The organism is Streptomyces malaysiensis subsp. samsunensis (assembly GCF_024519315.1).
In the GTDB taxonomy this organism is placed as follows: Bacteria; Actinomycetota; Actinomycetes; order Streptomycetales; family Streptomycetaceae; genus Streptomyces; species Streptomyces malaysiensis.
The window spans coordinates 1-25,159 of the sequence record NZ_JANIIC010000010.1; the positions used below are offsets into that span (position 1 = coordinate 1).

Genomic DNA, 25,159 nt, shown 5'->3' on the forward strand with positions numbered 1-25,159 from the left:
CTAGGGTGCGGCCCTCCGGTGCACGGTGGCCAGGGCGACCGTCGCGGTCGTCGTCAGGCGGCGATGACCTCGACGCCGACCTTGGCGGCAACCTCGGCGTGCAGACGGACCGAGACCTGGTGCGCGCCCAGGGTCTTGATCGGGGACTGCACCTCGATCCGGCGCTTGTCCACGTCCGGGCCACCCGCGTCCTTGATCGCCGAAGCGATGTCGGCCGGGGTGACGGAGCCGAACAGCCGGCCGGCATCGCCGGCACGGGTCTTCAGCCGGACCTTGACGCCCTCGAGCCGAGCCTTGACCTCATTGGCCTGCTCGATCGTGGCGATCTCGCGGATGCGACGACCGCGGCGGATCTGCTCGACGTCCTTCTCGCCGCCCTTGGTCCAGCGGATCGCCAGACCACGGGGAACGAGGTAGTTACGGGCGTAACCGTCCTTGACGTCCACGACGTCACCGGCAGTGCCGAGGCCGGAGACCTCGTGGGTGAGGATGATCTTCATGACTCGGTCACCCTTCCCTTATCGCGCGGTGGAGGTGTAGGGCAGCAGCGCCATCTCACGGCTGTTCTTCACGGCCGTGGCGACGTCACGCTGGTGCTGGGTGCAGTTGCCGGTGACCCGGCGGGCACGGATCTTGCCGCGATCGGAGATGAACTTCCGCAGCAGGTTCGTGTCCTTGTAGTCGACGTAGGAGATCTTCTCCTTGCAGAACACGCAAACCTTCTTCTTAGGCTTGCGAGCAGGCGGCTTCGCCATTGTCTCTCTCCAGTGTGATCAAGAAGTGTGTGCTGGTCGCCCTGACCAGACCGCGCGCTGTTTCACGTGAAACAACGCCTCGTTTCACGTGAAACAACGCCTCGGGTCTAGAAGGGCGGCTCGTCCGAGTAGCCGCCGCCGGAGTTGCCGGAGCCGCCGCCCCAGCCACCACCGCCGCCGCCGCCACCCTGGCCGCCAGCCGGTGCGCTGGTCGCCCACGGGTCGTCGGCCGGTGCGCCGCCGCCCTGCTGACCGCCGCCGGAGCCACCGCCCCAGCCACCGCCCTGCCCGCCACCGCCGCCATAGCCGCCCTGACCACCGCGACCGGTGGTCTTGGTGACCTTGGCTGTGGCGTTGCGCAGACTGGCGCCGACCTCGTCGACATCCAGCTCATAGACCGTGCGCTTGATCCCCTCACGGTCCTCGTAGGACCGCTGCTTCAGCCGGCCCTGCACGATGACGCGCATACCGCGCTGGAGCGACTCGGCCACGTTCTCCGCGGCCTGCCGCCACACCGAGCACGTGAGAAAGAGGCTCTCGCCGTCCTTCCACTCGTTGGTCTGCCGGTCGAAGGTACGGGGAGTGGACGCGACGCGGAACTTCGCGACCGCCGCACCGGACGGGGTGAAACGCAGCTCGGGGTCGTCGACGAGATTGCCGACGACCGTGATGACGGTCTCGCCTGCCATTGGGGGAACCTCTCGGCGGGTACTGCTGGGCTGCTTGCTACTCGTTGCGATACGGCCCCGATGACCGCTGAACGCTTACGCGTCAGTGGGTCTCGGGACGGAGGACCTTGGTCCGGAGGACCGACTCATTCAGGTTCAGCTGGCGGTCGAGCTCCTTGACGACCGCAGGCTCGGCCTGAAGGTCGATGACCGAGTAGATGCCCTCGGGCTTCTTCTTGATCTCATACGAGAGACGACGACGGCCCCAGGTGTCGACCTTCTCGACCTTGCCATCGCCCTCACGGACAACGGAAAGGAAGTTCTCGATCAGCGGGGAGACAGCGCGCTCCTCGAGATCGGGGTCGAGGATGACCATCACCTCGTAGTGACGCATGTGGAACCCACCTCCTTTGGACTCAGCGGCCACGGTCGATCCGTGGCAGGAGGGTCGTGATGCGTATCCGCTTCGGCGTCCGTACAGACACCACCGCGGACGGTACACAGTACCCGGCTACGGCCGCCCGCTTGAAATCCGGGCGTCTTAGCCCGCAATCTGTACACATCGGGTGTGAGCGGCATTACAGTTCGCCGCCTTGCTCTATGTGCCTACCTGGAGGTGGCCCATGGCACAGGCAGCACGACCCCATCACGGCTTGCTCTCCTTCCTGGACACCGATGGCAAGCCGCATCCCGTTCAGAACGCCTTCGCCGTGACCACGCTGGTGATCGGGGCGATCGCCTTCATCACGGCGCATTTCACCCAGCTCCACCTGGTCAGCTCCTGGACCGGGCTCGTCGGGATGCTCACCGGCGCCTGGGGCCAGCTGATCTCCGCGACCACCGGCGAGCGGTTCGTGCTGATCATCGGGCTCGGTGCCTCGGCGGTCGGCTTCTACCTCGGTATGGCACACGGAGGGCTCTTCGGCGGCGTGCTGGGCTGAGCCCGCCAGGGCCCGGTTGCCCCAGGCCCGAACGGGGCGCGTCCCGGTCGCAGTAGGCTTCGGCGCGAGAGCCGGAGCCCCGACCCTGGGGACAAACCTGCCGAGGAGCGCCCCACATGAGCCTGACCCTGAGGACGATCAGCCGAGAGCAGCATCTGGCGTACATCCAGAGCCTGCCGGCGGCCAGCCACATGCAGGTCCCGGCATGGGCCGACGTCAAGTCGGAGTGGCGCTCGGAGAGCCTCGGCTGGTTCGACACCACGGGTCAGCTCGTCGGCGCCGGTCTCGTCCTCTACCGTCAGCTGCCCAAGATCAAGCGCTATCTCGCCTATCTCCCCGAGGGCCCGGTCATCAACTGGTACGCGCCCAACCTGGAGGACTGGCTGCGTCCGATGCTCGCGCATCTGAAGCAGCAGGGCGCGTTCTCCGTGAAGATGGGCCCGCCGGTCATCATCCGCCGCTGGGATGCCAACGCGATCAAGTCCGGCATCCAGAGCCCCGACGTCAAGCGGCTGCGCGATGTGGAGGCCACCTTCATCGAGCCGCGCGCCTTCGAGGTCGCCGAGCGGCTGCGGCGCATGGGCTGGCAGCAGGGCGAGGACGGCGGGGCCGGCTTCGGTGACGTCCAGCCGCGGTACGTCTTCCAGGTGCCGCTGGAGAACCGCTCCCTGGAAGATGTCCACAAGAGCTTCAACCAGCTGTGGCGCCGCAACATCAAGAAGGCCGAGAAGGCCGGTGTCGAGGTCGTCCAGGGCGGCTACGAGCATCTGCCCGAGTGGCAGCGGCTCTACGAGATCACCGCGGAGCGCGACCACTTCCGGCCCCGCCCGCTCAGCTACTTCCAGCGCATGTGGACGGCCCTCAACACCGAGGACCCCAACCGGATGCGGCTGTACTTCGCGATGCACGAGAACGAGGCCGTGGCCGCCGCGACGATGCTGATCGTCGGCGGCCATGTCTGGTACTCCTACGGCGCCTCCGCCAACCACAAACGCGAGGTCCGGCCCTCGAACGCGATGCAGTGGCGGATGCTCCGCGACGCCTACGCGCTGGGCGCGACCGTCTACGACCTGCGCGGCATCAGCGACTCCCTCGATGAGACAGATCATCTCTTCGGCCTGATCCAGTTCAAGGTGGGCACCGGCGGGCAGGCTGCCGAATACCTCGGCGAGTGGGACTTCCCGCTCAACAAGCTCCTGCACAAGGCGCTCGACATCTACATGTCGCGCCGCTGACCTCGATTCGCTGTTTCCCATATCTCCAATACACCGCGGCTACGAGAAAGGTTCCGGGACCGGTCAATGGCGCTCACCCTCTACGTCGACACCGCGCGCTGGCGGGCGCACCAGCAGATGGTGATCCAGCAGTTCCCAGGGATAGTCCCGGTCTGCAAAGGCAACGGCTACGGCTTCGGCCATGAACGGCTGGCCGAGGAAGCGGCCCGCATCGGCAGCGACATCCTCGCCGTCGGGACCACGTACGAGGCCGCCCGGATGAAGGACTTCTTCAGTGGTGACCTGCTCGTGCTCACCCCCTTCCGCCGCGGCGAGGAACCGGTACCGCTGCCCGACCGGGTGATCCGCTCGGTCTCGTCGGTCGACGGCGTCTACGGCCTGGTGAACGCGCGTGTGGTCATCGAGGTCATGAGCAGCATGAAGCGGCACGGCATCACCGAGCAGGACCTGCCCAAGCTGCACGCCGCGATAGAGAACGTCCGGCTGGAAGGCTTCGCCATCCACCTCCCGCTCGACCGCACCGACGGCCTGGACGCGGTCGAGGAGGTCATCGGCTGGATGGACCGGCTGCGGGCGGCGCGGCTGCCGCTGCACACCATGTTCGTCAGCCACCTCAAGGCCGAGGAACTGGCCCGGCTACAGCAGCAGTTCCCGCAGACCCGCTTCCGGGCGCGCATCGGCACCCGGCTGTGGCTGGGCGACCACGATTCGACGGAGTACCGGGGCTCGGTGCTCGACGTCACCCGCGTCGCGAAGGGCGACCGCTTCGGCTACCGCCAGCAGAAGGCCGCCTCCGACGGCTATCTGGTCGTCGTGGCCGGCGGCACCTCCCACGGCGTCGGGCTGGAGGCGCCCAAGGCGCTGCACGGGATGATGCCCCGTGCCAAGGGGGTCGCCCGCGCCGGTCTCGCGACCGTCAACCGCAACCTCTCGCCGTTCGTATGGGCGGGCAAGCAGCGGTGGTTCGCCGAGCCGCCGCATATGCAGGTGTCCATCCTGTTCGTGCCCACCGAGGTCCCGGCGCCCCAGGTGGGGGACGAACTGGTGGCGCATCTGCGGCACACCACGACGCAGTTCGACCGGCTGCTCGACCGCTGAGTCCGCACCACCGGGAGGAGCTCCCGTCCGGAGCTCACTCCCGGTGGACGCCCCAGTCCACCAGCGCCGCGCCCTCGTACCGGGAAGCACGCCGCGCCTCCCCCAGCACGAACGCGTCCGGGGCCCGGTCCAGCACGCCTCCCCCTGGGTCGTCGGAACCGTCCTGGCGCACCGGGTCCCGCTCCGGCACCAGCGCGTCCCGGACGATCAGGGCGCACAGATAGAGCGTCCCCAGCAGATGCACGGCGATCGCCAGCTGATAGCCCTCGGCGGGCAGCCCCCGGTGCTGGTCGCCGCTGCCCGTGTACGCGAGGTACATCCAGATCCCGAGGAAGTACATGACCTCGCACGCCTGCCAGACCAGGAAGTCCCGCCAGCGCGGTCGGGCCAGGGCCGCCAGCGGGATCAGCCACAGCACGTACTGCGGTGAGTACACCTTGTTGGTGAGCACGAACGCCGCGACGATCAGGAAGCTCAGCTGGGCCAGGCGCGGACGGCGCGGGGCGCACAGGGCGAGCGCCGCCACTCCGACGCAGGCCAGGACCATCAGGACGGTCCCGTAGGTGTTGACATCCTCCAGGGGGTTCCCGGTGCGCTGCGAGATGATCAGCCACAGGGAGCCGAAGTCGACGGGGCGCTCCTGGCTGAAGGTGTAGAAGGTCTTCCACCCGTCGCGGATGTGCAGACCGCCCTGCGTGGAGACCATCACGGGGAGGTTCACCACGAGCCAGGCGGCCAAGGCGCCGCCCGCCGCCGTCCAGAAGGCCCGCAGCCGTCCCGCGCGGAGGCAGAGCAACAGCAGCGGGCCGAGCAGCAGCCCGGGGTAGAGCTTCGCGGCGGTCGCGAGCCCCAGCAGCACACCGGCGGCCAATGGGCGGCTGCGGGACCACATGAGCAGGGCGGCGGCCGTAAGGGCGACGGCGAACAGGTCCCAGTTGATGGTGGCCGTGAGCGCGAAGGCGGGGGCCAGGGCGACCAGCAGCGCGTCCCAGGGGCGGCGGCGGTGCGTACGGGCCACACAGACCGCGATCACCGCGGTGCAGACCATCAGCATGCCCGCGTTGACCAGCCAGTAGATCTGCTCACGGTCCTGGATGGAGCCGCCGTGCGGGGTCATCCAGGAGGCGACCTCCATGAAAAGGCCGGTGAGGACCGGGTACTCCAGGTACTGCATCCCGCCCGAGACGCTGTCCGGTATGCGGTCGAAGTACGGGACGAGGTCGATGGCGAAGCCGCGGCCGTTGTAGAGGTGCGGTATGTCGGAGTAGCAGGCGTGGGTGTACTGGGCGGTGGCGCCGTAGAACCAGCCGCCGTCGTAGCACGGCAGCTTCTGCGCCATGCCCAGGGCGAACATGCCGATGGCGACGATCGCCACGATCCGCACCGGGGTCCACCAGCCCGTGCCGAGCAGGGCCCGGCGCCCGGCCGGCCCACCGATCAGCTCGCTGCCGGCCGCGGCCACCGGGTCCTCGGAGGTCGGCCTGACGGGCTGGGCCTGTGGGTCCTCGCGCACGCTCATGGCCTCCATCCTGCCGTACGAGCCTCACGGGAGGAGTCAGGACCGCCCCAGCGGCCGCTGAGCGCGCCGCGGACGCCTGGGTGGGCTCCCCGGGCGGGGAGTGGTGTGCGAGAGGCGCAGAGGGCCGTCCAGGGCCTGGAACGGCGTCGGCCGCGCCGGAGCGGTATTCGCTCCGGCGCGGCCGGCGAGTGGTGAACGGATCGTACGGGGCTGCGGGCTAGTCCTTCTTGCGGCCCGATGGGCCGCCGAATATGCCACCGGAACCGCCGGGCGGCTCCGTGGTCGGCGACGAGGTCGGATCGCCCGGACCGCCGTTCCCGCCTCCGTTCTGGCCGCCGTTGCCGTTGCCGCCGTTGTCCTGGCAGTCGAGGTCCAGCGGGTCACAGGTGTCCGTCGGGCTGGGGCTGTCGGACGGCGACTCCGAGGGCGATTCCGACGGGGACTCCGAGGGGGACTCCGACGGGGACTCCGACGGCTTGTCCGTCGTCGGGGTCGGGCTCGGGCTCGCGCCGTCGCCGAAGACCTTCTCGCCGAGCGGAGTGGCCGCGGGGAAGTTCTTGACCGGCACACCCTCCAGGGCACCGCGCATGTAGTCGGCCCAGATCTGCGCCGGGAACGACGCACCGTGGATGGTCTCCTGACCGCCCACGCCGCGCATGGACAGGAACTTCTGGCTCTTGGCCTGGTCGTCCACCCGCCACATGCCGATCGCGGTGGACAGCTGCGGGGTGTAGCCGGAGAACCAGGCCGACTTGTTCTCGTCGGTGGTTCCGGTCTTGCCCGCGACCGGACGGCCGATCTTCGCCGAGGTGCCGGTGCCGTGCTGGACCACGTTCTCCAGGACGTCGGTGACGTTGTTCGCCACGTTCGAGTCGAACGCCCGCTTGAGCTCGGCGTCCTGCTTGTGGTCGTAGACGGGGCCGTTCTTGTCCTCGACCCGCTCCACCGAGTACGGATCGGCCTGCTGACCGCTGGCCGCGAAGGTGGCGTACGCCCCGGCGAGCCGGATGGCGCTGGGCGCGGAGGTGCCGAGCGAGAACGTCGGGGTGATCGAGGCCAGTTGCTCCTTGCTGAGGCCGGCCGCCAGGGCCGCGTCCCGCACCTTGTCGGTGCCGACGTCCATGCCCAGCTGGATGAACGGGGTGTTCACCGAGAACTGCATGGCGGTGCGCAGGCTGATCGGGCCCTTGTCCTCGTCACCGTCGTTCCTCTGGTGCCACTCCTTGCCGTCCTTGTCGTGCCAGACATTGCCGTCGTAGTCCCGCAGGGTCACCTTGTTGTCGCCGTTGTAGACACTGTTCGGCGCGACCAGGGTCCGCTCGGAGTCGGGTTGCTCCCGTGGTCCCTTCGGATCGCGGGCGCCATTGGTCATCGCGGCGGCCAGCACGAAGGGCTTGAAGGTCGAGCCCACCTGGACACCGGTGTAGTCGGCGTTGTTGCGGTAGTGCTCCAGCGCGTTCTTGCCGCCGTAGATGGCCACGATCTTGCCCGTCTTGGGCTCCACCGAGGCGCCGCCGAACTGGACGTACTTGTCCACCTCGCGCTGTTTCGGCTTGATGCTCTCCTTGGAGACCTTCTCGACCGCCCGGGTCAGCTCGCTGATCTTCTTCCGGTCGAAGGTGGTGTGGATCTGATAGCCGCCCTTGTCCAGCTGGGACTTGCTGATATTGGAGTTGGCGATGATGTAGTTGTCGGCGAGGTCCGTGAGGTAGCCGATCTGGCCCTGCTTGTTGGTGGCCACCTTGGGGTCCTGCGGCATCGGGAACCCCTTGCCGATCCACTCCTGGGCCTCGGTCCCGGGCATCCTGCGCACCGCGGCCTCACGCTTGAGGATCCACTCCCAGCGGCCCTTGGCCCGCTTGGTGTTGGCCTCCTTGGTGGCCGTGGCGCCGTAGCCACCATTGGGGTCGTAGAGGTTCGGGCCATTGAGCGTCGAGGCCAGGAAGGCGCTCTGGCTCGGCGTCAGGTCCTCGCAGTCCCGGTCGTAGTACGCACGGGCCGCCGCCTGGCAGCCATAGGCCCCGCGTCCGTAGTACGCGGTGTTGAGATACCCCGCGAGGATGTCGTCTTTGTCCATCTTGATTCCGACCTTGACGGAGATGAACAGTTCCTTGACCTTACGGGTGACGGTCTGCGACTGATCCAGGTAGGTGTTCTTCACGAACTGCTGGGTGATGGTCGAACCACTCTGGGTCGCCCCACCCTTCGCCATGTTGACGACCGCGCGGGCGATACCCATCGGGTCGACGCCGTTGTCGTCGTAGAAGCTGGCGTTCTCCGCGGAGATCACCGCGTTCTGCATGGACTTGGGGATCTTGCTGAGGGGGACGATCTGACGGTTGAGGTCACCACCGCCGGAGACCACCATCTGCTTGCCGTCCCCCCAGTAGTAGACGTTCTTCTGGGTCTGGGACGCGGCCTGGGCGGTCGGTACCTCCACCAGCAACAGTCCTATGCCGACGGCGCCGAGAAGTACCGCGAAGAAGAAGATGAAGGTGCCCGTCACCAGCCTCCAGGACGGGACCCAGCGCCGGAAACCCGACCTGCCCCCGCGCGGGTAGTCGATGAAGCGCTTCTTACCGGGGTCCCCATCGCCCCCCGAGCCACGTCGGCCACCACCACCTCCCCGGCGGCCGCCACCGCCGTGGCCAGGGCCTGGATCGGATACTCGTCTACGGCCACCGCCCCGTTGGGCGGCACGCCGGGCCGCCGCCCGGCCGCCGTAAGGACGCTCTTCCCCCTGCGGGGCGGCGCCGGAGCCGGCTGCGGCGTTGTGCGTCGGTGCTGCGCGGCGGCCGGACGGCTGCTGTCCGGCTCGCCGGGCCGCTGCTCGTCCGCCGCCTTGGGGCTGTGGCGGCTTGCGACGGTGCTCGCTCATGGAACGACTTCTCCTCGGGCAGGCGCTATCGCCTGAAAGCGGCAGATGGCTTCCGGTCCCCCCAGTGTGCGATCCGGCTGCACCAGGCAACCGGACGCACTGCATCCGGGACGAGGACGCATCGCGGCGTCACATGGTTCCCATAGGTCTGCATGGCGAACAGAGTACGCACGGTCAAAACCCGCCCAGCCGCCACCTTCACTCCATAACCGTCAGATTGAGTGCCACGAATTGATGATGTGACGGCGTTCACCGTGGTCCCTCTTGTCCCGCAAGGAGCACAGTTCTATCGTCTGGATGTATCGAGTCGATACATCAGCTCGACATAGCGGGTCCAAGAGAGAGGGGAGGCGGGGGATGAGCAGACGTTCCGGCGTGCTGGAGTTCGCCGTCCTCGGCCTGCTGCGCGAGTCCCCGATGCACGGATACGAGCTGCGGAAGCGGCTCAACACGTCACTCGGCGTCTTCCGTGCCTTCAGCTACGGCAGCCTCTATCCCTGCCTCAAGACGCTGGTCGGCAACGGCTGGTTGATCGAGGAGTCCGGCAGCGTCTCCCAGGACGCTCCCGCGACGCCGCTCTCCGGCCGCCGGGCGAAGATCGTCTACCGGCTCACGGCGGCGGGGAAGGACCGGTTCGAGGAGCTGCTCTCCCACACCGGGCCGGACGCCTGGGAGGACGAGCACTTCGGCGTCCGCTTCGCCTTCTTCGGCCAGACGTCACGAGACGTCCGGATGCGGGTGCTGGAAGGGCGGCGCAGCCGCCTGGAGGAGCGCCTGGACAAGATGCGCGCCGCCATGGCCCGCACCCGTGAGCGGCTGGACGACTACACCCTCGAGCTACAGCGGCATGGGATGGAGTCGGTCGAGCGCGAGGTGCGCTGGCTGAACGAGCTGATCGAGAGTGAGCGGGCCGGGCGCCACCAGCGCGGCGGCGCCGCCGGGCAGGACCGGACGACCGAGCGGGACGAGGACCGGCCGCCACAGCAGGACCAGTCAGGAGATACGGACGGCCCGCCCCGGCACCGGGGTGGTTCCCTGCCGGATCCGTCCGATGACACCGCCAAGTGAGGCCCGGCATCCGCTCGGCCTCGTCCAGTACACACAGGGAGCAACCGGAATGGGTTCGGTTCGTGTAGCCATCGTCGGTGTGGGTAACTGCGCCGCCTCGCTGGTGCAGGGCGTCGAGTACTACAAGGACGCCGACCCGGACATCCGCGTGCCGGGTCTGATGCACGTGCAGTTCGGCGACTACCACGTGAAGGACGTGGAGTTCGTGGCCGCCTTCGACGTGGACGCGAAGAAGGTCGGTCTGGACCTCGCCGACGCCATCGGCGCCAGCGAGAACAACACCATCAAGATCTGCGACGTGCCGACGACCGGTGTCACGGTCCAGCGCGGCCACACGCTCGACGGACTCGGCAAGTACTACCGCCAGACCATCGACGAGTCCGACGAGGCCCCGGTCGACGTCGTGCAGGTCCTCAAGGACAAGCAGATCGACGTTCTGGTCTGCTACCTCCCGGTCGGCTCCGAGGACGCCGCCAAGTACTACGCCCAGTGCGCCATCGACGCGAAGGTCGCCTTCGTCAACGCGCTCCCGGTCTTCATCGCCGGCACCAAGGAGTGGGCGGACAAGTTCACCGAGGCCGGTGTGCCGATCGTCGGTGACGACATCAAGTCCCAGGTCGGCGCGACCATCACGCACCGCGTGATGGCCAAGCTGTTCGAGGACCGGGGCGTCATCCTGGACCGCACCATGCAGCTGAACGTCGGCGGCAACATGGACTTCAAGAACATGCTCGAGCGCGAGCGCCTGGAGTCCAAGAAGATCTCCAAGACCCAGGCCGTCACCTCGCAGATCCCCGACCGCGACCTGGGCGCCGACAACGTCCACATCGGCCCGTCGGACTACGTGGCCTGGCTGGACGACCGCAAGTGGGCGTACGTCCGCCTGGAGGGCCGTGCGTTCGGCGATGTCCCGCTGAACCTTGAGTACAAGCTCGAGGTGTGGGACTCCCCGAACTCCGCGGGTGTCATCATCGACGCGCTGCGCGCCGCGAAGATCGCCAAGGACCGCGGTATCGGCGGCCCGATCCTCTCCGCCTCCTCCTACTTCATGAAGTCCCCGCCGGTGCAGTACTTCGACAACGAGGCGCGGGAGAACGTGGAGAAGTTCATCAAGGGCGAGGTCGAGCGCTGAAGCGCCATGCGCTGATTCCCGCCGCATGATCACGGGCCTTCGGGTAATACACCCGGAGGCCCGTGTGGTGTGTGAGGCTGACACCATGCCTGTTGTGCGTGATCTCCGCGTACTGCTGCAACTGCGGGACTTCCGCCGCCTTCTGGCCATCCGTCTGCTGTCCCAGTCGGCCGACGGCGTCTACCAGGTCGCGCTCGCCACCTATGTGGTCTTCTCCCCGGAGAAGGAGACCTCCGCCGCGGCCATCGCCTCCGCCATGGCCGTCCTGCTGCTCCCCTACTCCCTGCTCGGCCCCTTCGCCGGTGTGCTGCTGGACCGCTGGCGCCGGCGGCAGGTGCTGCTCTACGGCAATCTGCTGCGCTCGGGGCTGGCCGCCGGAACCGCCGTGCTGGTCCTCGGCCAGGTGCCGGAGTGGCTCTTCTATGTCTCGGCCCTGTCGGTGACGGCCGTCAACCGCTTTGTCCTGGCCGGGCTTTCGGCGGCCCTGCCGCGGGTCGTCGACAGCCAGGAGCGTCTGGTCATGGCCAACTCGCTCTCGCCGACCGCCGGAACGCTCGCCGCCACGGCCGGGGGCAGCCTCGCCTTCATCGTCCGGCTGTCGGGCCCGGGCGGCACCTCATCGGACGCGCTGGTCGTCCTGGTGGGCGCCGCGCTCTATCTCGTCGCCGGGCTCACGGCCCTGCTGATGACACCGGGCCTGCTGGGGCCCGACCCCGCGTCCCTTCAGCCCCGTCTCTCCGCGGCCCTGATGAGCACCGCGCGGGGCCTGGTCGCGGGTGTACGCCATTTGCTGGAACGCCGGGACCCCACCGTGGCGCTGATCGCGATGACGCTGATGCGCTTCTGCTACGGCGCGCTCACGGTGACGGTGCTGATGCTCTGCCGCTACGCATGGGCCGATACCGAGTCCGAGGGGCTCGCGCTTCTGGGGCTGGCCGTCGGCGTCTCGGGGGCCGGCTTCTTCGCGGCGGCGGTGATCACGCCATGGGCGGTGGCCCGGCTGCGGGCCCGTACCTCCCCCCGACCGGACGGCCGGCTCTCCTGGGTGATGGTGTGCGCGGGGGGCGCGGCCTTTCTGGAGCCGGGTCTCGGGCTGCCCTTCGAGCCCGCTCCCATGCTTGTCGCCGCGTTCGTCCTCGGGCTTGTCACCCAGGGCGCGAAGATCGCCACCGACACCGTGGTGCAGTCCGACATCGCCGATGAGTTCCGCGGCCGGATCTTCTCCCTCTATGACGTGCTGTTCAACGTCGCCTTCGTGGGAGCCGCCGCGGTCGCCGCGGTGATACTGCCGCCGGACGGCACATCCGCCGCGCTGCTGATCGGTGTGGCGCTGCTCTACGCGGCCACCGCACTCCTGGTCATGTTTCACGTGAAACATGACCAGGAGAACGCCAAGCGGGTCGACGTTTCACGTGAAACCTGAGGGGCTCAGCCCTCCGACTGGGCTTCCCACCACTCCTGGAGGGCGGCGATCGCATCATCCCGCTCCATCGGGCCGTGCTCCAGCCGCAGCTCCAGCAGATGCTTGTACGCCTTGCCGACGTTCGGACCCGGAGGGATGCCGAGAATCTTCATGATCTCGTTCCCGTCCAGATCCGGCCGGATGGCGTCCAGCTCCTCCTGCTCCTCCAGCCGGGCGATGCGCTCCTCCAGGCCGTCGTACGCCCGCGAGAGCGCCATCGCCTTCCGCCGGTTACGGGTGGTGCAGTCCGAGCGGGTCAGCTTGTGCAGCCGCTCCAGCAGCGGCCCGGCGTCACGGACGTAGCGGCGGACCGCGGAGTCGGTCCATTCCCCCGTGCCATAGCCATGGAAGCGCAGATGCAGCTCGACCAGACGTGAGACTTCCTTGATCAGCTCATTGGAGTATTTGAGCTTCGTCATCCGGTACTTGGTCATCTTGGCCCCCACCACCTCGTGGTGGTGGAAAGAGACCCGTCCGTCCTTCTCGAAGCGGCGCGTCTTGGGCTTACCGATGTCATGCAGCAGCGCGGCCAGCCGCAGCACCAGATCGGGCCCCTCGGTCTCCAGATCGATGGCCTGGTCCAGCACCGTCAGCGAATGCTCGTACACATCCTTGTGGCGGTGGTGCTCATCACGCTCCAGGCGCAGCGCCGGAAGCTCCGGCAGTACGCGGTCGGCGAGCCCGGTCTCCACCAGCAGCCGCAGCCCCTCGCGGGGGTGGGCGGCCAGAATGAGCTTGTTGAGCTCATCACGCACCCGCTCCGCCGAGACGATGTCGATACGGTCGGCCATCGACGTCATCGCGGCGACCACCTCGGGCGCCACCTCGAAGTCCAGCTGTGCGGCGAAGCGCGCGGCACGCATCATCCGCAGCGGATCGTCGGAGAAGGACTCCTCGGGCGTCCCGGGGGTGCGCAGCACCCGGGCGGCGAGATCCTCCAGACCGTGGTGCGGATCGATGAACTCCTTCTGCGGGAGCGCCACCGCCATCGCGTTGACCGTGAAGTCCCGACGGACCAGGTCGTCCTCGATGGAGTCGCCGTACGACACCTCGGGTTTCCGAGATGTCCGATCGTAGGCTTCTGACCGATAAGTCGTGATTTCAATCTGGAAGCTCTGATCCGGTCCACTTCCTGGGGACATGCCCTTACGGCAGCCCACCGTGCCGAAGGCGATGCCGACGTCCCAGACGGCATCCGCCCAGGGCCGTACGATCTTCAGTACCTCGTCCGGCCGGGCATCCGTGGTGAAATCCAGATCGTTACCAAGCCGGCCGAGCAGCGCGTCCCGTACCGAGCCGCCGACCAGAGCCAGGCGGAAACCCGCCTGCTGGAAACGGCGGGCAAGATCGTCGGCAACGGGAGATACCCGCAGGAGTTCGCCCACGGCGCGGCGCTGGACCTGGCTGAGCGCGTTGGTCGGCTGCGGGGTTCGGCTGTCATTGTTGGCGTTCGGCACAACAGAACAGGGTACGTGGCCGTGCGCCCCGGAGACTCCACACCCGATGCGTACCACCACTGCGTAACGATCTTGTGGAGCCGTCCACAGCACTTCGTCACAGCGGGCATCGTTACCATTTCGTGGACGCACAATGCGACGACCACTGACGACCTACTGACGACGAGGGACGGGCGAGCGCGTGGCCGATGCGGCAGACCTCCGGGGGACAACTTCCGCTCGCGCCCGACGATGGTTGCGGCGCACGGCGGCCCTGCTCGCCGCGGCGCCGATGATTGCGGGCCTGACACAGATTCCGGCGGCACCGGCCGCCCACGCGGAGAGCAAGGCCACCGGTTCGCGGTCGGTGGACGTCTCCATTACTTCACTGACCCCCACCGCACCGAAGAAGAGCGACACCCTCACCGTCAGCGGCACCGTCACCAACGACACCAAGGGCACCGTCTCGGGCGCCCAGGTGGCCCTGCGCGTCGGTCCGACCATGAACGGCCGCAACGCGATCGACACCGCCGCCCACCGCACCGGCTACTCCGAGGGCCTCGACGGCACCGAGATCGGCGGCAAATACGCCAAGAAGATCGGCAAGCTGTCGGCCGGCGCCAGCCGTGACTTCTCCCTGTCCATACCGGTGGATCAGCTGCACCTGGGGGAGAACGGCGTCTATCAGCTCGGCGTCTCGCTCACCGGTGGCACCTCCAGTCAGCCGTGGCCGCAGGTGCTGGGCATCGAGCGGACCTTCCTGCCCTGGCAGTCGGGCCCGTCCACGAAGAAGTCCCAGCTCACCTATCTGTGGCCGCTGATCTCCGCCGTCCATGTGACCGCCCGCACGGACAACGACGAGGACCGCACCCCGATCTTCCGGGACGACCGTCTCGCCGAGGAGCTGGCTCCGGGCGGCCGGTTGCAGCAGATGGTCACGCTGGGGAAGAACCTCCCCATCACCTGGGTGATCGACCCCGACCTGCTCGCCACGGTCGACGCGATGACGAAGAAGTACGAGGTCCAGAACCCCTCGGGCAACGGGACCAGGGCGGGCAGCGGCCAGACGGTCGCCAAGCAGTGGCTCGACGCCCTCCAGAAGGCCGTGGACGGCAAGCAGGTGGTCGCGCTGCCGTTCGCCGATCCCGACCTCGCCTCGCTCGCCCACCGCGGTAAGAACGTCACCGGCGCCCTCAGCCACCTCCAGGGCGCCACCGAGCTCGCCTCGACGACCGTGGAGACCATCCTCGGGGTGAGGCCGCGCACGGACTTCGCCTGGCCGGTGGACGGCGCGGTCGACTCCTCGATCGTGGACGTCGCCACCTCCGCGGGCGCGCACAACGTCATCGCCCGCAGCGACAGCCTGCGCGAGACCGGCGGTCTCTCCTACACCCCCACCGCGGCCCGCCAGATCGGCGGCGGCAATACGGCGGTGGTCGCCGACGCGCGGCTGTCGACGGCCTTCACCGGCGACATGTCCAAGGCGGAGAACTCCACGCTCGCCATCCAGCGGTTCCTGGCCCAGAGCCAGATGGTCAACCTCCAGGCGCCGGACAAGCAGCGCAGCATCGTGGTCGCCCCCCAGCGGACGCCCACCACCAGCCAGGCGCAGGCGATGGCGGCGGCCCTGGAGGGCCTCTCCGGGCAGTGGACACAGCCGCTGGGCCTGGGGCAGGCCGCGAAGGCGAAGCCGGACCCGAACGCCACCCAGCGGGTTCCCAGCTCCCGCTCCTACCCCCGGTCGCTGCGGGCGCGGGAGCTGCCCACCGACGCGTTCAACAAGATCCAGGAGACCCAGAAGACCCTGGACAACTTCGAGCCGATCCTCACCGCCAAGTACCGGGTGGTCACCCCCTTCGGGAACGCGATCAGGCGCGAGATGTCCACCTCGTGGCGGAGCGAGGCGCGCAACGCGGCCGGCTTCCGTCACGACGTGCAGACCTATCTGTCCGGACTCACCAAGAAGGTGCGCCTGGTCCCGAAGACGGACATGACCCTCTCCGGGCGGAGCGCGACCGTCCCGGTGACCGTGCAGAACAACCTGGTGCAGAGCGTCGAGCTGCGGCTCGTCCTCCGCTCCCAGCAGGGCAACCGGCTGGCGGTCAGCGAGCCCCAGCTGGTCAATGTGGAGGGCGGCCACAGCCAGTCCGTGAAGTTCGGGACCACGGCCAACGCCAACGGCCCGGTGTGGGTCTCGGCCCAGCTCTACACCCCGGACGGACAGCCTTACGGCCGGGAGATGCTGTTCGAGGTGAATGTCACCGAAATCACGTCCACCGTGATTCTCGTGATCGCGGGCGGTGTGCTGCTGCTGGTCCTCGCCGGTGTCCGGATCTACGTCCAGCGCAAGCGCGCGGCCGCGAAGAGCGATGAGGATGGCGGAGACGGGGAAGACGCCGAGAAGGCGCACGGGCAGGATGAGGACGACAGCGAGGCACCGCGGACCGACCGGTGTGACCCCGCACACGCCCTCGTGCCCGAGCAGCCGAGTGACCCGGCGCCGGACACCGGATCGCAAAGCGCTGGCCCATCCGGCTCGGGTGAGAAAGTGGACCATTGAGCAATGCCGGGGCCGGTCGGCCGCAGTGGACGATGAGGTGGGGTAGCGATGAACGCGCCGTATGACGGTGATGGCCGAGTGCCACCACCGCCGCAGCCTTCCCCTCATGGCTCCCACGACCCTTACGGACAGGAACCGCACCAGCGGGATCCGTATCTGGGCGATTCCCACCAGGCTCCCCAGGCCGATCCGCGCCAGGCGTACGGCCAGCAGTACTACGCACCGGATCCGTATCTGGACGACGCGTACGCGACGGGCAGCTTCACGCCCTACCCGTATCCGACGCAGGACCGCTACGCCCACGATCCGCTGACGGATCCGATCTACGACCGGCACGCCCCGCAGCAGGGCGGCTACCAGCAGCAGCACTATCCGCAGCCCCCCACCCCGCAGGGCCCCGACCCGCGCGCATGGGCCCCCGAGGCCGCCGCCGGCCCCCAGGGCACGGCACAGCAGCCGTACACCGCCGATCAGCCGGGCCAGGGCTATCCGGGGCCCGGCAACGGCTACGGCACGGCGCAGCAGCCGCAGCAGGACGCCTTCGCGCATCTCTACCGCGATCAGCAGCCCTATGAGCCCCGGCCCGCCCAGGGCCAGGGCGGCTATCCGCAGGGCGCGGAGAACCACCCGCACGGACAGGCTCACGCACAGGGGCAGGCACCGGTCCCCGGGCCGGCGAGATCCGAGTCCGCCAACGCGACGGCCGCCGCTCCCACGGTGGCCGCTCCTGTGGTGACCGCCCCCGCCGCCGAGCCCGAGCAGAAGAAGTCCTCAGGCGGCAAGGGCCGCGCGTCCAGCGTGCTCCAGTCCAGCGCGCTGATGGCCGCGGGCACCCTGGTCTCCCGGCTCACCGGCTTCGTCCGGCAGATGGTGGTCCTCGCGGGGCTGGGCGCGGCCACCCTCGGCTCCACCTACGCCCTCGCCTACACGCTGCCGACCATGGTGTACATCCTCACCATCGGCGGCGGTCTGAACTCGGTCTTCGTCCCGCAGCTCGTGCGCGCGATGAAGGAGGACGACGACGGCGGCGAGGCGTTCGCCAACCGGCTGCTCACGCTGGTGATGGTGGTGCTCGGCCTCCTGGTCGCGGTGACCGTGGTCGCCGCGCCGCTGCTGATCCGCGCGATGTCACCGACCATCGCGGACAACCCCGCCGACAACGAGGTCGCGGTCACCTTCGCCCGCTACTGCCTGCCCACCATCTTCTTCATGGGCATTCACGTGGTGGTCGGCCAAATCCTCAATGCCCGGGGCCGGTTCGGGGCGATGATGTGGACCCCGGTCCTGAACAACATCGTCATAATCTTCACCTTCGGACTGTTCATCTGGGTGTTCGGCACCGCCGGCAGCTCCAAGATGGACACCACGACCATCACCGCCGAAGGCATCCGACTGTTGGGCATGGGCACCCTGCTGGGGCTCGTCGTCCAGTCCCTGGCGATGTTCCCGTATCTGCGAGCCACCGGCTTCCGCTTCCGGCCGCGCTTCGACTGGCGCGGCCACGGCCTCGGCAAGGCCGCCAGGCTGGCCAAGTGGACAGTGCTGTTCGTCCTCGCCAACCAGGCGGGCGTGCTGGTCGTGACCCAGCTCTCCACCGCGGCCGGTTCCGAGGCCGAGAACCAGAACGCGCCGGGCATGAGCTTCGTCGGCTACTCCAGCGCCCAGCTCATCTGGGGCATGCCACAAGCCATCATCACCGTCTCCGTCATGGCCTCGCTGCTGCCCAGGATCTCCCGGGCGGCCCACGACGGCGACTCCGGAGCGGTCCGCGACGACATCTCACAGGGCCTGCGCACCTCCGCCGTCGCCATCGTCCCGCTCGCCTTCGGCTTCATCGCCCTGGGCATCCCCATGTGCACGCTGCTGTTCGGCGCTTCCGGCACCGACGCGGCCGTCTCCATGGGCTACATCCTCATGGCGTTCAGCCTCGGTCTGATCCCCTTCTCCGTGCAGTACGTCGTCCTCCGTGGCTTCTACGCCTACGAGGACACCCGCACCCCCTTCTACAACACGGTGATCATCGCCGCGGTCAACGCCGCCGGCTCCGCACTCGCCTATGTCGTGCTCCCCGCCCGCTGGGCCGTCGCCGGGATGGCGGCCGCCTACGGCCTGGCCTACGCCATCGGCGTGGGCGTGGCCTGGAAGCGGCTGCGCAAGCGGCTGGGCGGCGATCTGGACGGCCCCCGCGTCGTACGCACCTACACCCGTCTCGTCGGCGCCAGCGTCCCCGCCGCCCTCCTGGGCGGCGGCGCGGCCTACGCCATCATGCAGACCCTCGGAATGGGCGTCGTCGGCTCCGTAGCGGCTTTGCTGGGCGGCGGTCTCGTTCTTATCGCGGTCTTCTACATTGCTGCGAAACGGATGCGCGTTGAGGAGCTGACGGCCATGGTCGGTATGGTGCGCGGACGACTCGGACGCTGATCATTGAGCACAACCATCGTCCGCCACCGTGTGTCGTGCATAGCGGCGGACTGTGGGCACAATTGTCTTGGCTCGGAGTAGGCGCAACGGATGGGGAGGCAGGAACGACGGTGGCGGAACGGAGCACGGCTGCCGTCGACGTGGCCGACAGCGGTGGAGAGGAGCCGCTGACCGCCGAGGCGGGCAAGGCCACGGCCGACGGGGCGGGGACGAAGAAGAAGGTCGGTAAGGGGACAGAGGCCGCGGTCACCGATGATGCGGGCGCCGCGGCCGAAGCCAACTCGCTGGAGCTGCACAGCGGTCACAAACTGGCCAGACGTTACCGTCTGGAGGAGTGCGTCACCCGTCTGGACGGATTCAGCAGTTGGCGTGCCGTGGACGAGAAGCTGCGGCGTGCGGTCGGGGTGCATGTGGTGCCCGCGGACCATCCACGTGCCAGGCCGGTGCTGGCCGCCGCCCGTTCGGCGGCCCTGCTGGGCGATCCTCGCTTCGTCCAGGTCCTCGACGCCGTCGAGGAGAACGATCTCGTCTATGTCGTCCATGAGTGGCTCCCCGACGCCACCGAACTCACCGCCGTGCTGGCCGCCGGGCCCCTCGAGCCGCACGACGCGTACCAATTGGTCAGCCAGGTCTCCCAGGCCATGGCCGCCGCCCACCGCGAGGGCCTGGCACATCTGCGGTTGAACCCCGGCTCCGTGTTGCGCACCGAGTCCGGCCAGTACCGCATCCGCGGACTCGCCGTGATGGCTGCCCTGCGCGGAATCAGCGCCGACCACCCCCAGCGCACCGAAACCGAGGCGATCGGCGCGCTGCTGTACGCGGCGCTCACTCAGCGCTGGCCGTACGAGACCAACGCCTATGGCCTCTCCGGGCTGCCCAAGGGCGTGGGCCTGATCGCCCCCGACCAGGTCCGCGCGGGAGTGCACCGCGGCCTGTCCGAACTCGCGATGCGCGCGCTGGTCAACGACGGGGCCACCGCGTCCCGTCAGGACCAGCCCTGCACCACCCCCGAGGAGCTGGCCAAGGCCGTCGCGGCCATGCCGCGCATCCGGCCGCCCGAGCCCGCCTTCACCCCCTCCCCGGCGTACCAGCGCACGACGTACCAGCAGGGCGTGTACGGCCAGCCGCCGAACCGGGGCGGTGCCCCGCACACGGCCCGCCCGGCCGCTCCCGTGCCGCCTCCGCCGCCGTTGCAGAGCCGCACGGGCAAGGCCCTCAAGTGGACCGTCTCCGCGCTTCTGATCGCCGCCCTCGGCCTCGGCAGCTGGCAGCTCGCGGACACTCTCCTCAAGGAGGAGAACAAGCCCGGTCCGAGCAACTCCAGTGAGAAGGACGACGGCAAGGGCGCGGAGGTTGCCAGCAAACCGCTGAAGATTCAGAACGCCGTGGAGTACTACCCCGACGGGAATCCCCAGCACACCAACCAGGTGCCCTTGACCTACGACGACAACCCAGACACCGTGTGGCGCAGCAAGTCCTACGACGAAGGCCCCGATCTCAACCCGGCCTTCAAGAAGGGTGTGGGCTTGGTGTACGACCTTGGTGCGGGGCAGAAGCCCAAGACGGCCACGCTCGGGCTAAAGTACGGCGGCGACCACACCACGGTGTCGCTGTACGCGGCGGACTCGCTTTCCTCCTCCGCACCGTTGGGTTCCATGAAGAAGCTCGCAACAACCACGACCTCGGACACCACGGCCAAGCTCACCGTGAACCGGCCTGAATCGGCCCGGTACGTCGTCGTGTGGATGACCGCGATGCCGCAAGCGCCCGGTGACACATACAGCGACCCCGGCTACAAGCAGGCCATAGCCGAAGTGAAGTTCACCGGCTGAGCCGGTTGATCGGGCAGGGGGCTCAACGTTGGATGACGCCACCATCGGCGGGGCGAGCGACAGCGAGCTCCTTGCCCGGCACGTCGACGGCGACCCGGACGCCTTCAGTGAAATAGTGCGGCGCCACCGCGACAGACTCTGGGCGGTGGCGCTGCGCACCCTCAGCGACCGTGAGGAAGCGGCCGACGCGGTCCAGGACGCGCTCGTCTCCGCCTACCGCGCCGCGCACACCTTCCGGGGCCAGTCCGCCGTGACGACCTGGCTCCACCGCATCACGGTCAACGCCTGTCTGGACCGGGCCCGCAAGGCCGCCTCCCGTCGTACCTCCCCCGTCGACGACACAGAGCGGCTCGAGCAACTTCTGGAACCTCATGAATCAGCCGCCGCTCCCGCCGAGCGTGGTGATCTCCACCGCGAACTGCTGCGGGCGCTGCGCACCCTCCCTCCCGAGCAGCGCGCGGCCCTGGTGCTGGTCGATATGCAGGGCTACCCCGTCGCCGAGGCGGCGAAAGTCCTGGAGGTTCCCACCGGCACGGTGAAGAGCCGCTGCGCCCGGGGCCGCGCACGGCTGCTGCCGCTGCTCTCACATCTCCACCCCAGCGGGAGAGGTAGCTCACCCTCGGGCGTGGGAAGGAACCGGACGCAGGGGACGTCCGTCCCACCGACGGCAGGACCGAACGACACAGATGCCGTGAAGGGCGGAGGTGGGCGAGCGTGACATCCTCGACGGACACGGACGAGCACCCTGAGGTCGCGGAGATCTCCGCACTCACCGAAGGTCTGCTCTCTCCGTCCCGCGCCGTCGATGTGCGCACTCACCTCGCGAGCTGCGTGCTGTGCACGGACGTATGGGAGTCCCTGGACGAGATCCGCTCTCTGCTCGGGACCTTGCCCGGGCCGGTGCGGATGCCCGCCGAGATCGCGGGCCGGATCGACGCGGCGCTGGCCGCCGAAGCACTTCTCGACGCGACCGCCCCCGAGGGCGTGGCCGATGTTTCACGTGAAACTCCGGAGCCCGAGCCCGTTTCACGTGAAACGGCCGACAGCATCTCCAGCACCCCCGGCTCCGACACCGTGGAGCCCGCCTCCAAGAGCTCCACCGCGACGGACCGACCCGCCGGGCGCCCGCGTGGGGCCACCGGGCCGAGACGGGGATCCACCGGACCCGGCACCCGCCCGGGCCGCGCTCGCCGCTGGCGCAAGGTGGTCCTCGGTGGCGCATGCGCCGCGGCGGTGATCGGCATCGGTTCGTTCTTCATCCCGAGCGGCCCCTCCGGTGATCACGGCGACGCCGACCAGCAGGCTCATGCCAGCCAGAGCTCCGCCGGGAACTCCGCCCTCTCCTCGGGCACGCTCAAGGACCGCGTGCACGAGCTGCTCGCCGACCGGAAGTCCACCGCGTCGGATGGCGTCACCGGGCAGGGCAACTCACCCGATGTGCCGCTGCGTGCCGACGACGACCCTGAGGTGCCGTCCTGTGTACAGAGCGGCACCGGGCGCAAGGAACCGGCTCTCGCGGCGCAGCAGGACACCTACGACGGCCAGACCGCCTATATCGTCGTCCTCCCGCACCCCTCCGACAGCACACGCGTCGACGCCTTCGTGATCGACGCATCCTGCGTCTCGGCGTCCCCGTCGACCCCCGGGGAGCTTCTGGTGACCCGGACCTACCCGCGGCACTGAGGCACACCGCACACAGGGCCCTGCCTGACAGCGCTCGGGAATGCCTGACCCGTAGGATCCGTTGGGTGGGGTGGCAGCGGAATTCCGGGGGAAACCCGGAGCCGCCCGCCCAGTCAGCAGTCCGGCAGTCGGCAGAGACAAGGAAGTCATCCGTGAGCGACGTCCGCAACGTGATCATCATCGGTTCCGGGCCCGCGGGTTATACGGCCGCGCTCTACACCGCCCGCGCTTCCTTGAAGCCGCTGGTCTTCGAAGGCTCCGTGACCGCCGGTGGTGCTCTGATGAACACCACCGATGTGGAGAACTTCCCCGGTTTCCGGGACGGGATCATGGGCCCCGATCTGATGGACAACATGCGGGCCCAGGCCGAGCGCTTCGGCGCCGAGCTCATCCCGGACGATGTGGCCGCGGTCGACCTCAGTGAGCAGATCAAGACCGTCACCGACTCCGCCGGTACGGTCCACCGTGCCAAGACCATCATCGTGGCCACCGGCTCTCAGCACCGCAAGCTGGGACTGCCGCGCGAGGACGAGCTCTCCGGTCGTGGTGTCTCCTGGTGTGCCACCTGTGACGGGTTCTTCTTCAAGGACCAGGACATCGCCGTCATCGGCGGTGGCGACACGGCCCTGGAGGAGGCGACCTTCCTGTCGCGGTTCGCCAAGTCGGTCACGGTGGTCCACCGCCGGGACACCCTGCGCGCCAGCAAGGCGATGCAGGAGCGGGCCTTCGCCGACCCGAAGATCTCGTTCGTCTGGGACAGCGTGGTCGAGGAGATTCACGGAGACGGCAAGCTCTCCGGTCTCACCATCCGCGATGTCAAGAAGGACGAGACCTCGGAGCTGCCGGTCACCGGGCTGTTCATCGCGATCGGCCACGACCCGCGGACCGAGCTGTTCAAGGGCCAGCTTGGCCTGGACGACGACGGCTACCTGAAGGTGGATGCGCCCACCACCCGGACGAACCTGTCCGGTGTCTTCGCCGCGGGCGATGTCGTGGACCACACCTACCGTCAGGCGATCACCGCGGCCGGCACCGGCTGCTCGGCGGCGCTGGACGCCGAGCGGTATCTGGCCTCGCTCGGTCAGGGCGACGCCACCGTCTGACTTCGCTTCCCACCCCTGCACCAACTCACTAAGGAGATTGCCATGGCCGGTGCCACGGTCACCGTGACGGACGCCGACTTCGAGGAGAAGGTCCTCAAGAGCGACAAGCCGGTACTCGTCGACTTCTGGGCCGCGTGGTGCGGTCCGTGCCGCCAGATCGCCCCCTCCCTGGAGGCCATCGCGGCCGAGCACCCCGACAAGATCGTCATCGCCAAGCTCAACATCGACGAGAACCCGGCGACGGCCGCCAAGTACGGCGTGATGTCCATCCCGACGCTCAATGTCTACCAGGGCGGCGAGGTCGCCAAGACCATCGTCGGTGCCAAGCCCAAGGCCGCCATCGAGCGGGACCTGTCCGACTTCATCGGCTGAGCGAACCTCGCGTCGTCCTCATCCACGAAGGGGGCTGCCCGTACGGGCAGCCCCCTTCGTGTTTCACGTGGAACGCTGTACAGCGCGGAATCCGCTACAGCGGCCGAAGCGCGGGCTCCTTCTGGACGGCGCCGAGCAGCCGGTCCAGCGCCAGCTCGACATCCTCCTTCCAGGAGATCGTAGTCCTCAGCTCAAGCCTCAGCCGGGGGTAGCGCGGATGCGGCCGTACGGTCTTGAAGCCCACGGCCAGCAGATGATCGGCGGGCAGCACACACGCCGGTTCCTTCCAGGTGGCGTCCCCGAACGCCTCCACCGCCTTGAAGCCCCGGCGGATCAGATCCTTCGCGACGGTCTGCACCATCACCCGGCCCAGCCCCTGCCCCTGGTATCCGGGCATCAGCCATGCCGTCATCAACTGGACGGCGTCCGCTGCCACCGGACTGGTGGGGAAGGCCGTGGAGCGCGGCACATACGCCGGCGGCGCGTACAGCACAAAGCCCACCGGAACCTCATCGACATAGACCACCCGGCCGCAGGAGCCCCACTCCAGCAGTACGGCCGAGATCCATGCCTCCTTTTCCAGCTCCGGCCGGCCGGCCCTTACGGCTGCCTCGCCGCTGACCGGATCGAGTTCCCAGAAGACACAGGCGCGACAGCGCTTGGGGATGTCCGGGAGGTTGTCCAGCGTGAGCGGTACGAGCCGACGCCCCATGAAGCCAGTCCTTCACTTCCGTGGCCAGCCGCGCCACGGGCGGCTGACAGCGCACTACGCTCCCTGAGCAGACTGCCGACGAAACCTCCGACAGCGCCCAGACCCAATCCTGTGGCCACCAGTCCGGTGCGGCTCACCGATCGCATGGCCCTGACCTCCACATGCGGCGCCTCCACATGGATCCGCCCTATCTGATCGCATCGTATCCGTGCCGAGATTGCACCGATACCGCCCTTTGGCAAACAGCGGGTCGCGTTCCGACCATCTCGGTACGCGACCCGCCC

Annotated in this window: 21 protein-coding genes; 13 read left to right on the forward strand and 8 right to left on the reverse strand. The window is 68.5% G+C overall.

Going from position 1 to position 25,159, the window contains the following annotated elements; genetic code table 11:
* Window positions 1–53 precede the first annotated feature (53 nt).
* The 4 genes from rplI to rpsF all read right to left on the reverse strand — a co-directional run bounded on the left by rplI (window position 54) and on the right by rpsF (window position 1,817).
* Window positions 54–500 carry a 50S ribosomal protein L9 gene (gene rplI, locus NQU54_RS10955; protein WP_069861187.1) on the reverse strand — a complete coding sequence of 149 codons (447 nt, stop codon included), beginning with the start codon at window positions 498–500 and terminating at the stop codon, window positions 54–56.
* A gap of 18 nt (window positions 501–518) precedes the next feature.
* Window positions 519–755, reverse strand: a complete 237-nt coding sequence (rpsR, locus tag NQU54_RS10960) for a 30S ribosomal protein S18 (RefSeq protein WP_003978893.1) — start codon at window positions 753–755, stop codon at window positions 519–521.
* Window positions 756–862: 107 nt separating this feature from the next.
* Window positions 863–1,444, reverse strand: coding sequence for a single-stranded DNA-binding protein (locus NQU54_RS10965; RefSeq protein WP_069861189.1), 582 nt, complete (start codon window positions 1,442–1,444; stop codon window positions 863–865).
* 82 nt (window positions 1,445–1,526) lie between these two features.
* The gene (rpsF, locus tag NQU54_RS10970) at window positions 1,527–1,817 is read right to left on the reverse strand and encodes a 30S ribosomal protein S6 (protein ID WP_020869989.1); all 291 of its coding nucleotides are present in this window, start codon (window positions 1,815–1,817) and stop codon (window positions 1,527–1,529) included.
* A 229-nt stretch (window positions 1,818–2,046) separates the two neighbouring features.
* Here rpsF and NQU54_RS10975 point away from each other — a divergent pair, with 229 nt between their 5' ends.
* From NQU54_RS10975 to NQU54_RS10985, 3 genes are all read left to right on the forward strand, one after another.
* Window positions 2,047–2,364, forward strand: a complete 318-nt coding sequence (locus NQU54_RS10975; RefSeq protein WP_079258271.1) for a hypothetical protein — start codon at window positions 2,047–2,049, stop codon at window positions 2,362–2,364.
* A gap of 116 nt (window positions 2,365–2,480) precedes the next feature.
* Window positions 2,481–3,599: a lipid II:glycine glycyltransferase FemX gene (locus NQU54_RS10980; RefSeq protein WP_069861193.1), complete on the forward strand. Its 1,119-nt coding sequence runs from the start codon at window positions 2,481–2,483 to the stop codon at window positions 3,597–3,599.
* 66 nt (window positions 3,600–3,665) lie between these two features.
* Window positions 3,666–4,697, forward strand: a complete 1,032-nt coding sequence (locus NQU54_RS10985) for an alanine racemase (RefSeq protein WP_069861195.1) — start codon at window positions 3,666–3,668, stop codon at window positions 4,695–4,697.
* Window positions 4,698–4,731: 34 nt separating this feature from the next.
* On the opposite strand, the gene NQU54_RS10990 is transcribed toward NQU54_RS10985, so the two are convergent.
* Window positions 4,732–6,216, reverse strand: a complete 1,485-nt coding sequence (locus tag NQU54_RS10990) for a glycosyltransferase family 87 protein (protein WP_069861436.1) — start codon at window positions 6,214–6,216, stop codon at window positions 4,732–4,734.
* Window positions 6,217–6,433: 217 nt separating this feature from the next.
* On the reverse strand, window positions 6,434–9,094 hold the full coding sequence (locus tag NQU54_RS10995) for a transglycosylase domain-containing protein (protein WP_257630903.1): 2,661 nt from the start codon (window positions 9,092–9,094) through the stop codon (window positions 6,434–6,436).
* Window positions 9,095–9,451: 357 nt separating this feature from the next.
* Here NQU54_RS10995 and NQU54_RS11000 point away from each other — a divergent pair, with 357 nt between their 5' ends.
* From NQU54_RS11000 to NQU54_RS11010, 3 genes are all read left to right on the forward strand, one after another.
* Window positions 9,452–10,162: a PadR family transcriptional regulator gene (locus NQU54_RS11000; RefSeq protein ID WP_069861199.1), complete on the forward strand. Its 711-nt coding sequence runs from the start codon at window positions 9,452–9,454 to the stop codon at window positions 10,160–10,162.
* 49 nt (window positions 10,163–10,211) lie between these two features.
* A complete protein-coding gene (locus tag NQU54_RS11005) occupies window positions 10,212–11,294 on the forward strand; it encodes an inositol-3-phosphate synthase (protein WP_257630904.1) in 1,083 nt (360 codons plus the stop codon).
* An 85-nt stretch (window positions 11,295–11,379) separates the two neighbouring features.
* On the forward strand, window positions 11,380–12,717 hold the full coding sequence (locus NQU54_RS11010) for an MFS transporter (RefSeq protein ID WP_257630905.1): 1,338 nt from the start codon (window positions 11,380–11,382) through the stop codon (window positions 12,715–12,717).
* A gap of 5 nt (window positions 12,718–12,722) precedes the next feature.
* On the opposite strand, the gene NQU54_RS11015 is transcribed toward NQU54_RS11010, so the two are convergent.
* Window positions 12,723–14,213, reverse strand: a complete 1,491-nt coding sequence (locus NQU54_RS11015; protein ID WP_257630906.1) for a CCA tRNA nucleotidyltransferase — start codon at window positions 14,211–14,213, stop codon at window positions 12,723–12,725.
* Between the two features lie 181 nt (window positions 14,214–14,394).
* Here NQU54_RS11015 and NQU54_RS11020 point away from each other — a divergent pair, with 181 nt between their 5' ends.
* The 7 genes from NQU54_RS11020 (at window position 14,395) to trxA (ending at window position 24,163) form a co-directional block, all read left to right on the forward strand.
* Window positions 14,395–16,752, forward strand: a complete 2,358-nt coding sequence (locus tag NQU54_RS11020) for a DUF6049 family protein (protein ID WP_257630907.1) — start codon at window positions 14,395–14,397, stop codon at window positions 16,750–16,752.
* Window positions 16,753–16,800: 48 nt separating this feature from the next.
* The gene (murJ, locus tag NQU54_RS11025) at window positions 16,801–19,173 is read left to right on the forward strand and encodes a murein biosynthesis integral membrane protein MurJ (RefSeq protein ID WP_257630908.1); all 2,373 of its coding nucleotides are present in this window, start codon (window positions 16,801–16,803) and stop codon (window positions 19,171–19,173) included.
* 110 nt (window positions 19,174–19,283) lie between these two features.
* On the forward strand, window positions 19,284–21,005 hold the full coding sequence (locus NQU54_RS11030; protein WP_257630909.1) for a protein kinase family protein: 1,722 nt from the start codon (window positions 19,284–19,286) through the stop codon (window positions 21,003–21,005).
* A 28-nt stretch (window positions 21,006–21,033) separates the two neighbouring features.
* Entirely contained in the window at window positions 21,034–21,723 is a 690-nt protein-coding gene (gene sigM, locus NQU54_RS11035; protein ID WP_257630910.1) for an RNA polymerase sigma factor SigM, read from the forward strand.
* Window positions 21,720–22,688, forward strand: coding sequence for an RsmA family anti-sigma factor (locus tag NQU54_RS11040; protein WP_257630911.1), 969 nt, complete (start codon window positions 21,720–21,722; stop codon window positions 22,686–22,688). Before sigM ends, NQU54_RS11040 begins: the two co-directional genes overlap by 4 nt.
* A gap of 152 nt (window positions 22,689–22,840) precedes the next feature.
* Complete coding sequence (gene trxB, locus NQU54_RS11045; protein WP_069861215.1) at window positions 22,841–23,791, forward strand: thioredoxin-disulfide reductase; 951 nt, start codon at window positions 22,841–22,843, stop codon at window positions 23,789–23,791.
* 42 nt (window positions 23,792–23,833) lie between these two features.
* Complete coding sequence (gene trxA / locus NQU54_RS11050) at window positions 23,834–24,163, forward strand: thioredoxin (protein ID WP_069861217.1); 330 nt, start codon at window positions 23,834–23,836, stop codon at window positions 24,161–24,163.
* A gap of 94 nt (window positions 24,164–24,257) precedes the next feature.
* On the opposite strand, the gene NQU54_RS11055 is transcribed toward trxA, so the two are convergent.
* Complete coding sequence (locus tag NQU54_RS11055; protein WP_037954609.1) at window positions 24,258–24,875, reverse strand: GNAT family N-acetyltransferase; 618 nt, start codon at window positions 24,873–24,875, stop codon at window positions 24,258–24,260.
* Window positions 24,876–25,159: the final 284 nt, after the last annotated feature.

Bases quoted from the DNA above. Each gene is read 5' to 3' on its own strand.
- rplI (WP_069861187.1), bottom strand. From the start codon at position 500: ATGAAGATCATCCTCACCCACGAGGTCTCCGGCCTCGGCACTGCCGGT.
- rpsR (WP_003978893.1), bottom strand. From the start codon at position 755: ATGGCGAAGCCGCCTGCTCGCAAGCCTAAGAAGAAGGTTTGCGTGTTC.
- NQU54_RS10965 (WP_069861189.1), bottom strand. From the start codon at position 1,444: ATGGCAGGCGAGACCGTCATCACGGTCGTCGGCAATCTCGTCGACGAC.
- rpsF (WP_020869989.1), bottom strand. From the start codon at position 1,817: ATGCGTCACTACGAGGTGATGGTCATCCTCGACCCCGATCTCGAGGAG.
- NQU54_RS10975 (WP_079258271.1), top strand. From the start codon at position 2,047: ATGGCACAGGCAGCACGACCCCATCACGGCTTGCTCTCCTTCCTGGAC.
- NQU54_RS10980 (WP_069861193.1), top strand. From the start codon at position 2,481: ATGAGCCTGACCCTGAGGACGATCAGCCGAGAGCAGCATCTGGCGTAC.
- NQU54_RS10985 (WP_069861195.1), top strand. From the start codon at position 3,666: ATGGCGCTCACCCTCTACGTCGACACCGCGCGCTGGCGGGCGCACCAG.
- NQU54_RS10990 (WP_069861436.1), bottom strand. From the start codon at position 6,216: ATGAGCGTGCGCGAGGACCCACAGGCCCAGCCCGTCAGGCCGACCTCC.
- NQU54_RS10995 (WP_257630903.1), bottom strand. From the start codon at position 9,094: ATGAGCGAGCACCGTCGCAAGCCGCCACAGCCCCAAGGCGGCGGACGA.
- NQU54_RS11000 (WP_069861199.1), top strand. From the start codon at position 9,452: ATGAGCAGACGTTCCGGCGTGCTGGAGTTCGCCGTCCTCGGCCTGCTG.
- NQU54_RS11005 (WP_257630904.1), top strand. From the start codon at position 10,212: ATGGGTTCGGTTCGTGTAGCCATCGTCGGTGTGGGTAACTGCGCCGCC.
- NQU54_RS11010 (WP_257630905.1), top strand. From the start codon at position 11,380: ATGCCTGTTGTGCGTGATCTCCGCGTACTGCTGCAACTGCGGGACTTC.
- murJ (WP_257630908.1), top strand. From the start codon at position 16,801: ATGAACGCGCCGTATGACGGTGATGGCCGAGTGCCACCACCGCCGCAG.
- trxA (WP_069861217.1), top strand. From the start codon at position 23,834: ATGGCCGGTGCCACGGTCACCGTGACGGACGCCGACTTCGAGGAGAAG.
- NQU54_RS11055 (WP_037954609.1), bottom strand. From the start codon at position 24,875: ATGGGGCGTCGGCTCGTACCGCTCACGCTGGACAACCTCCCGGACATC.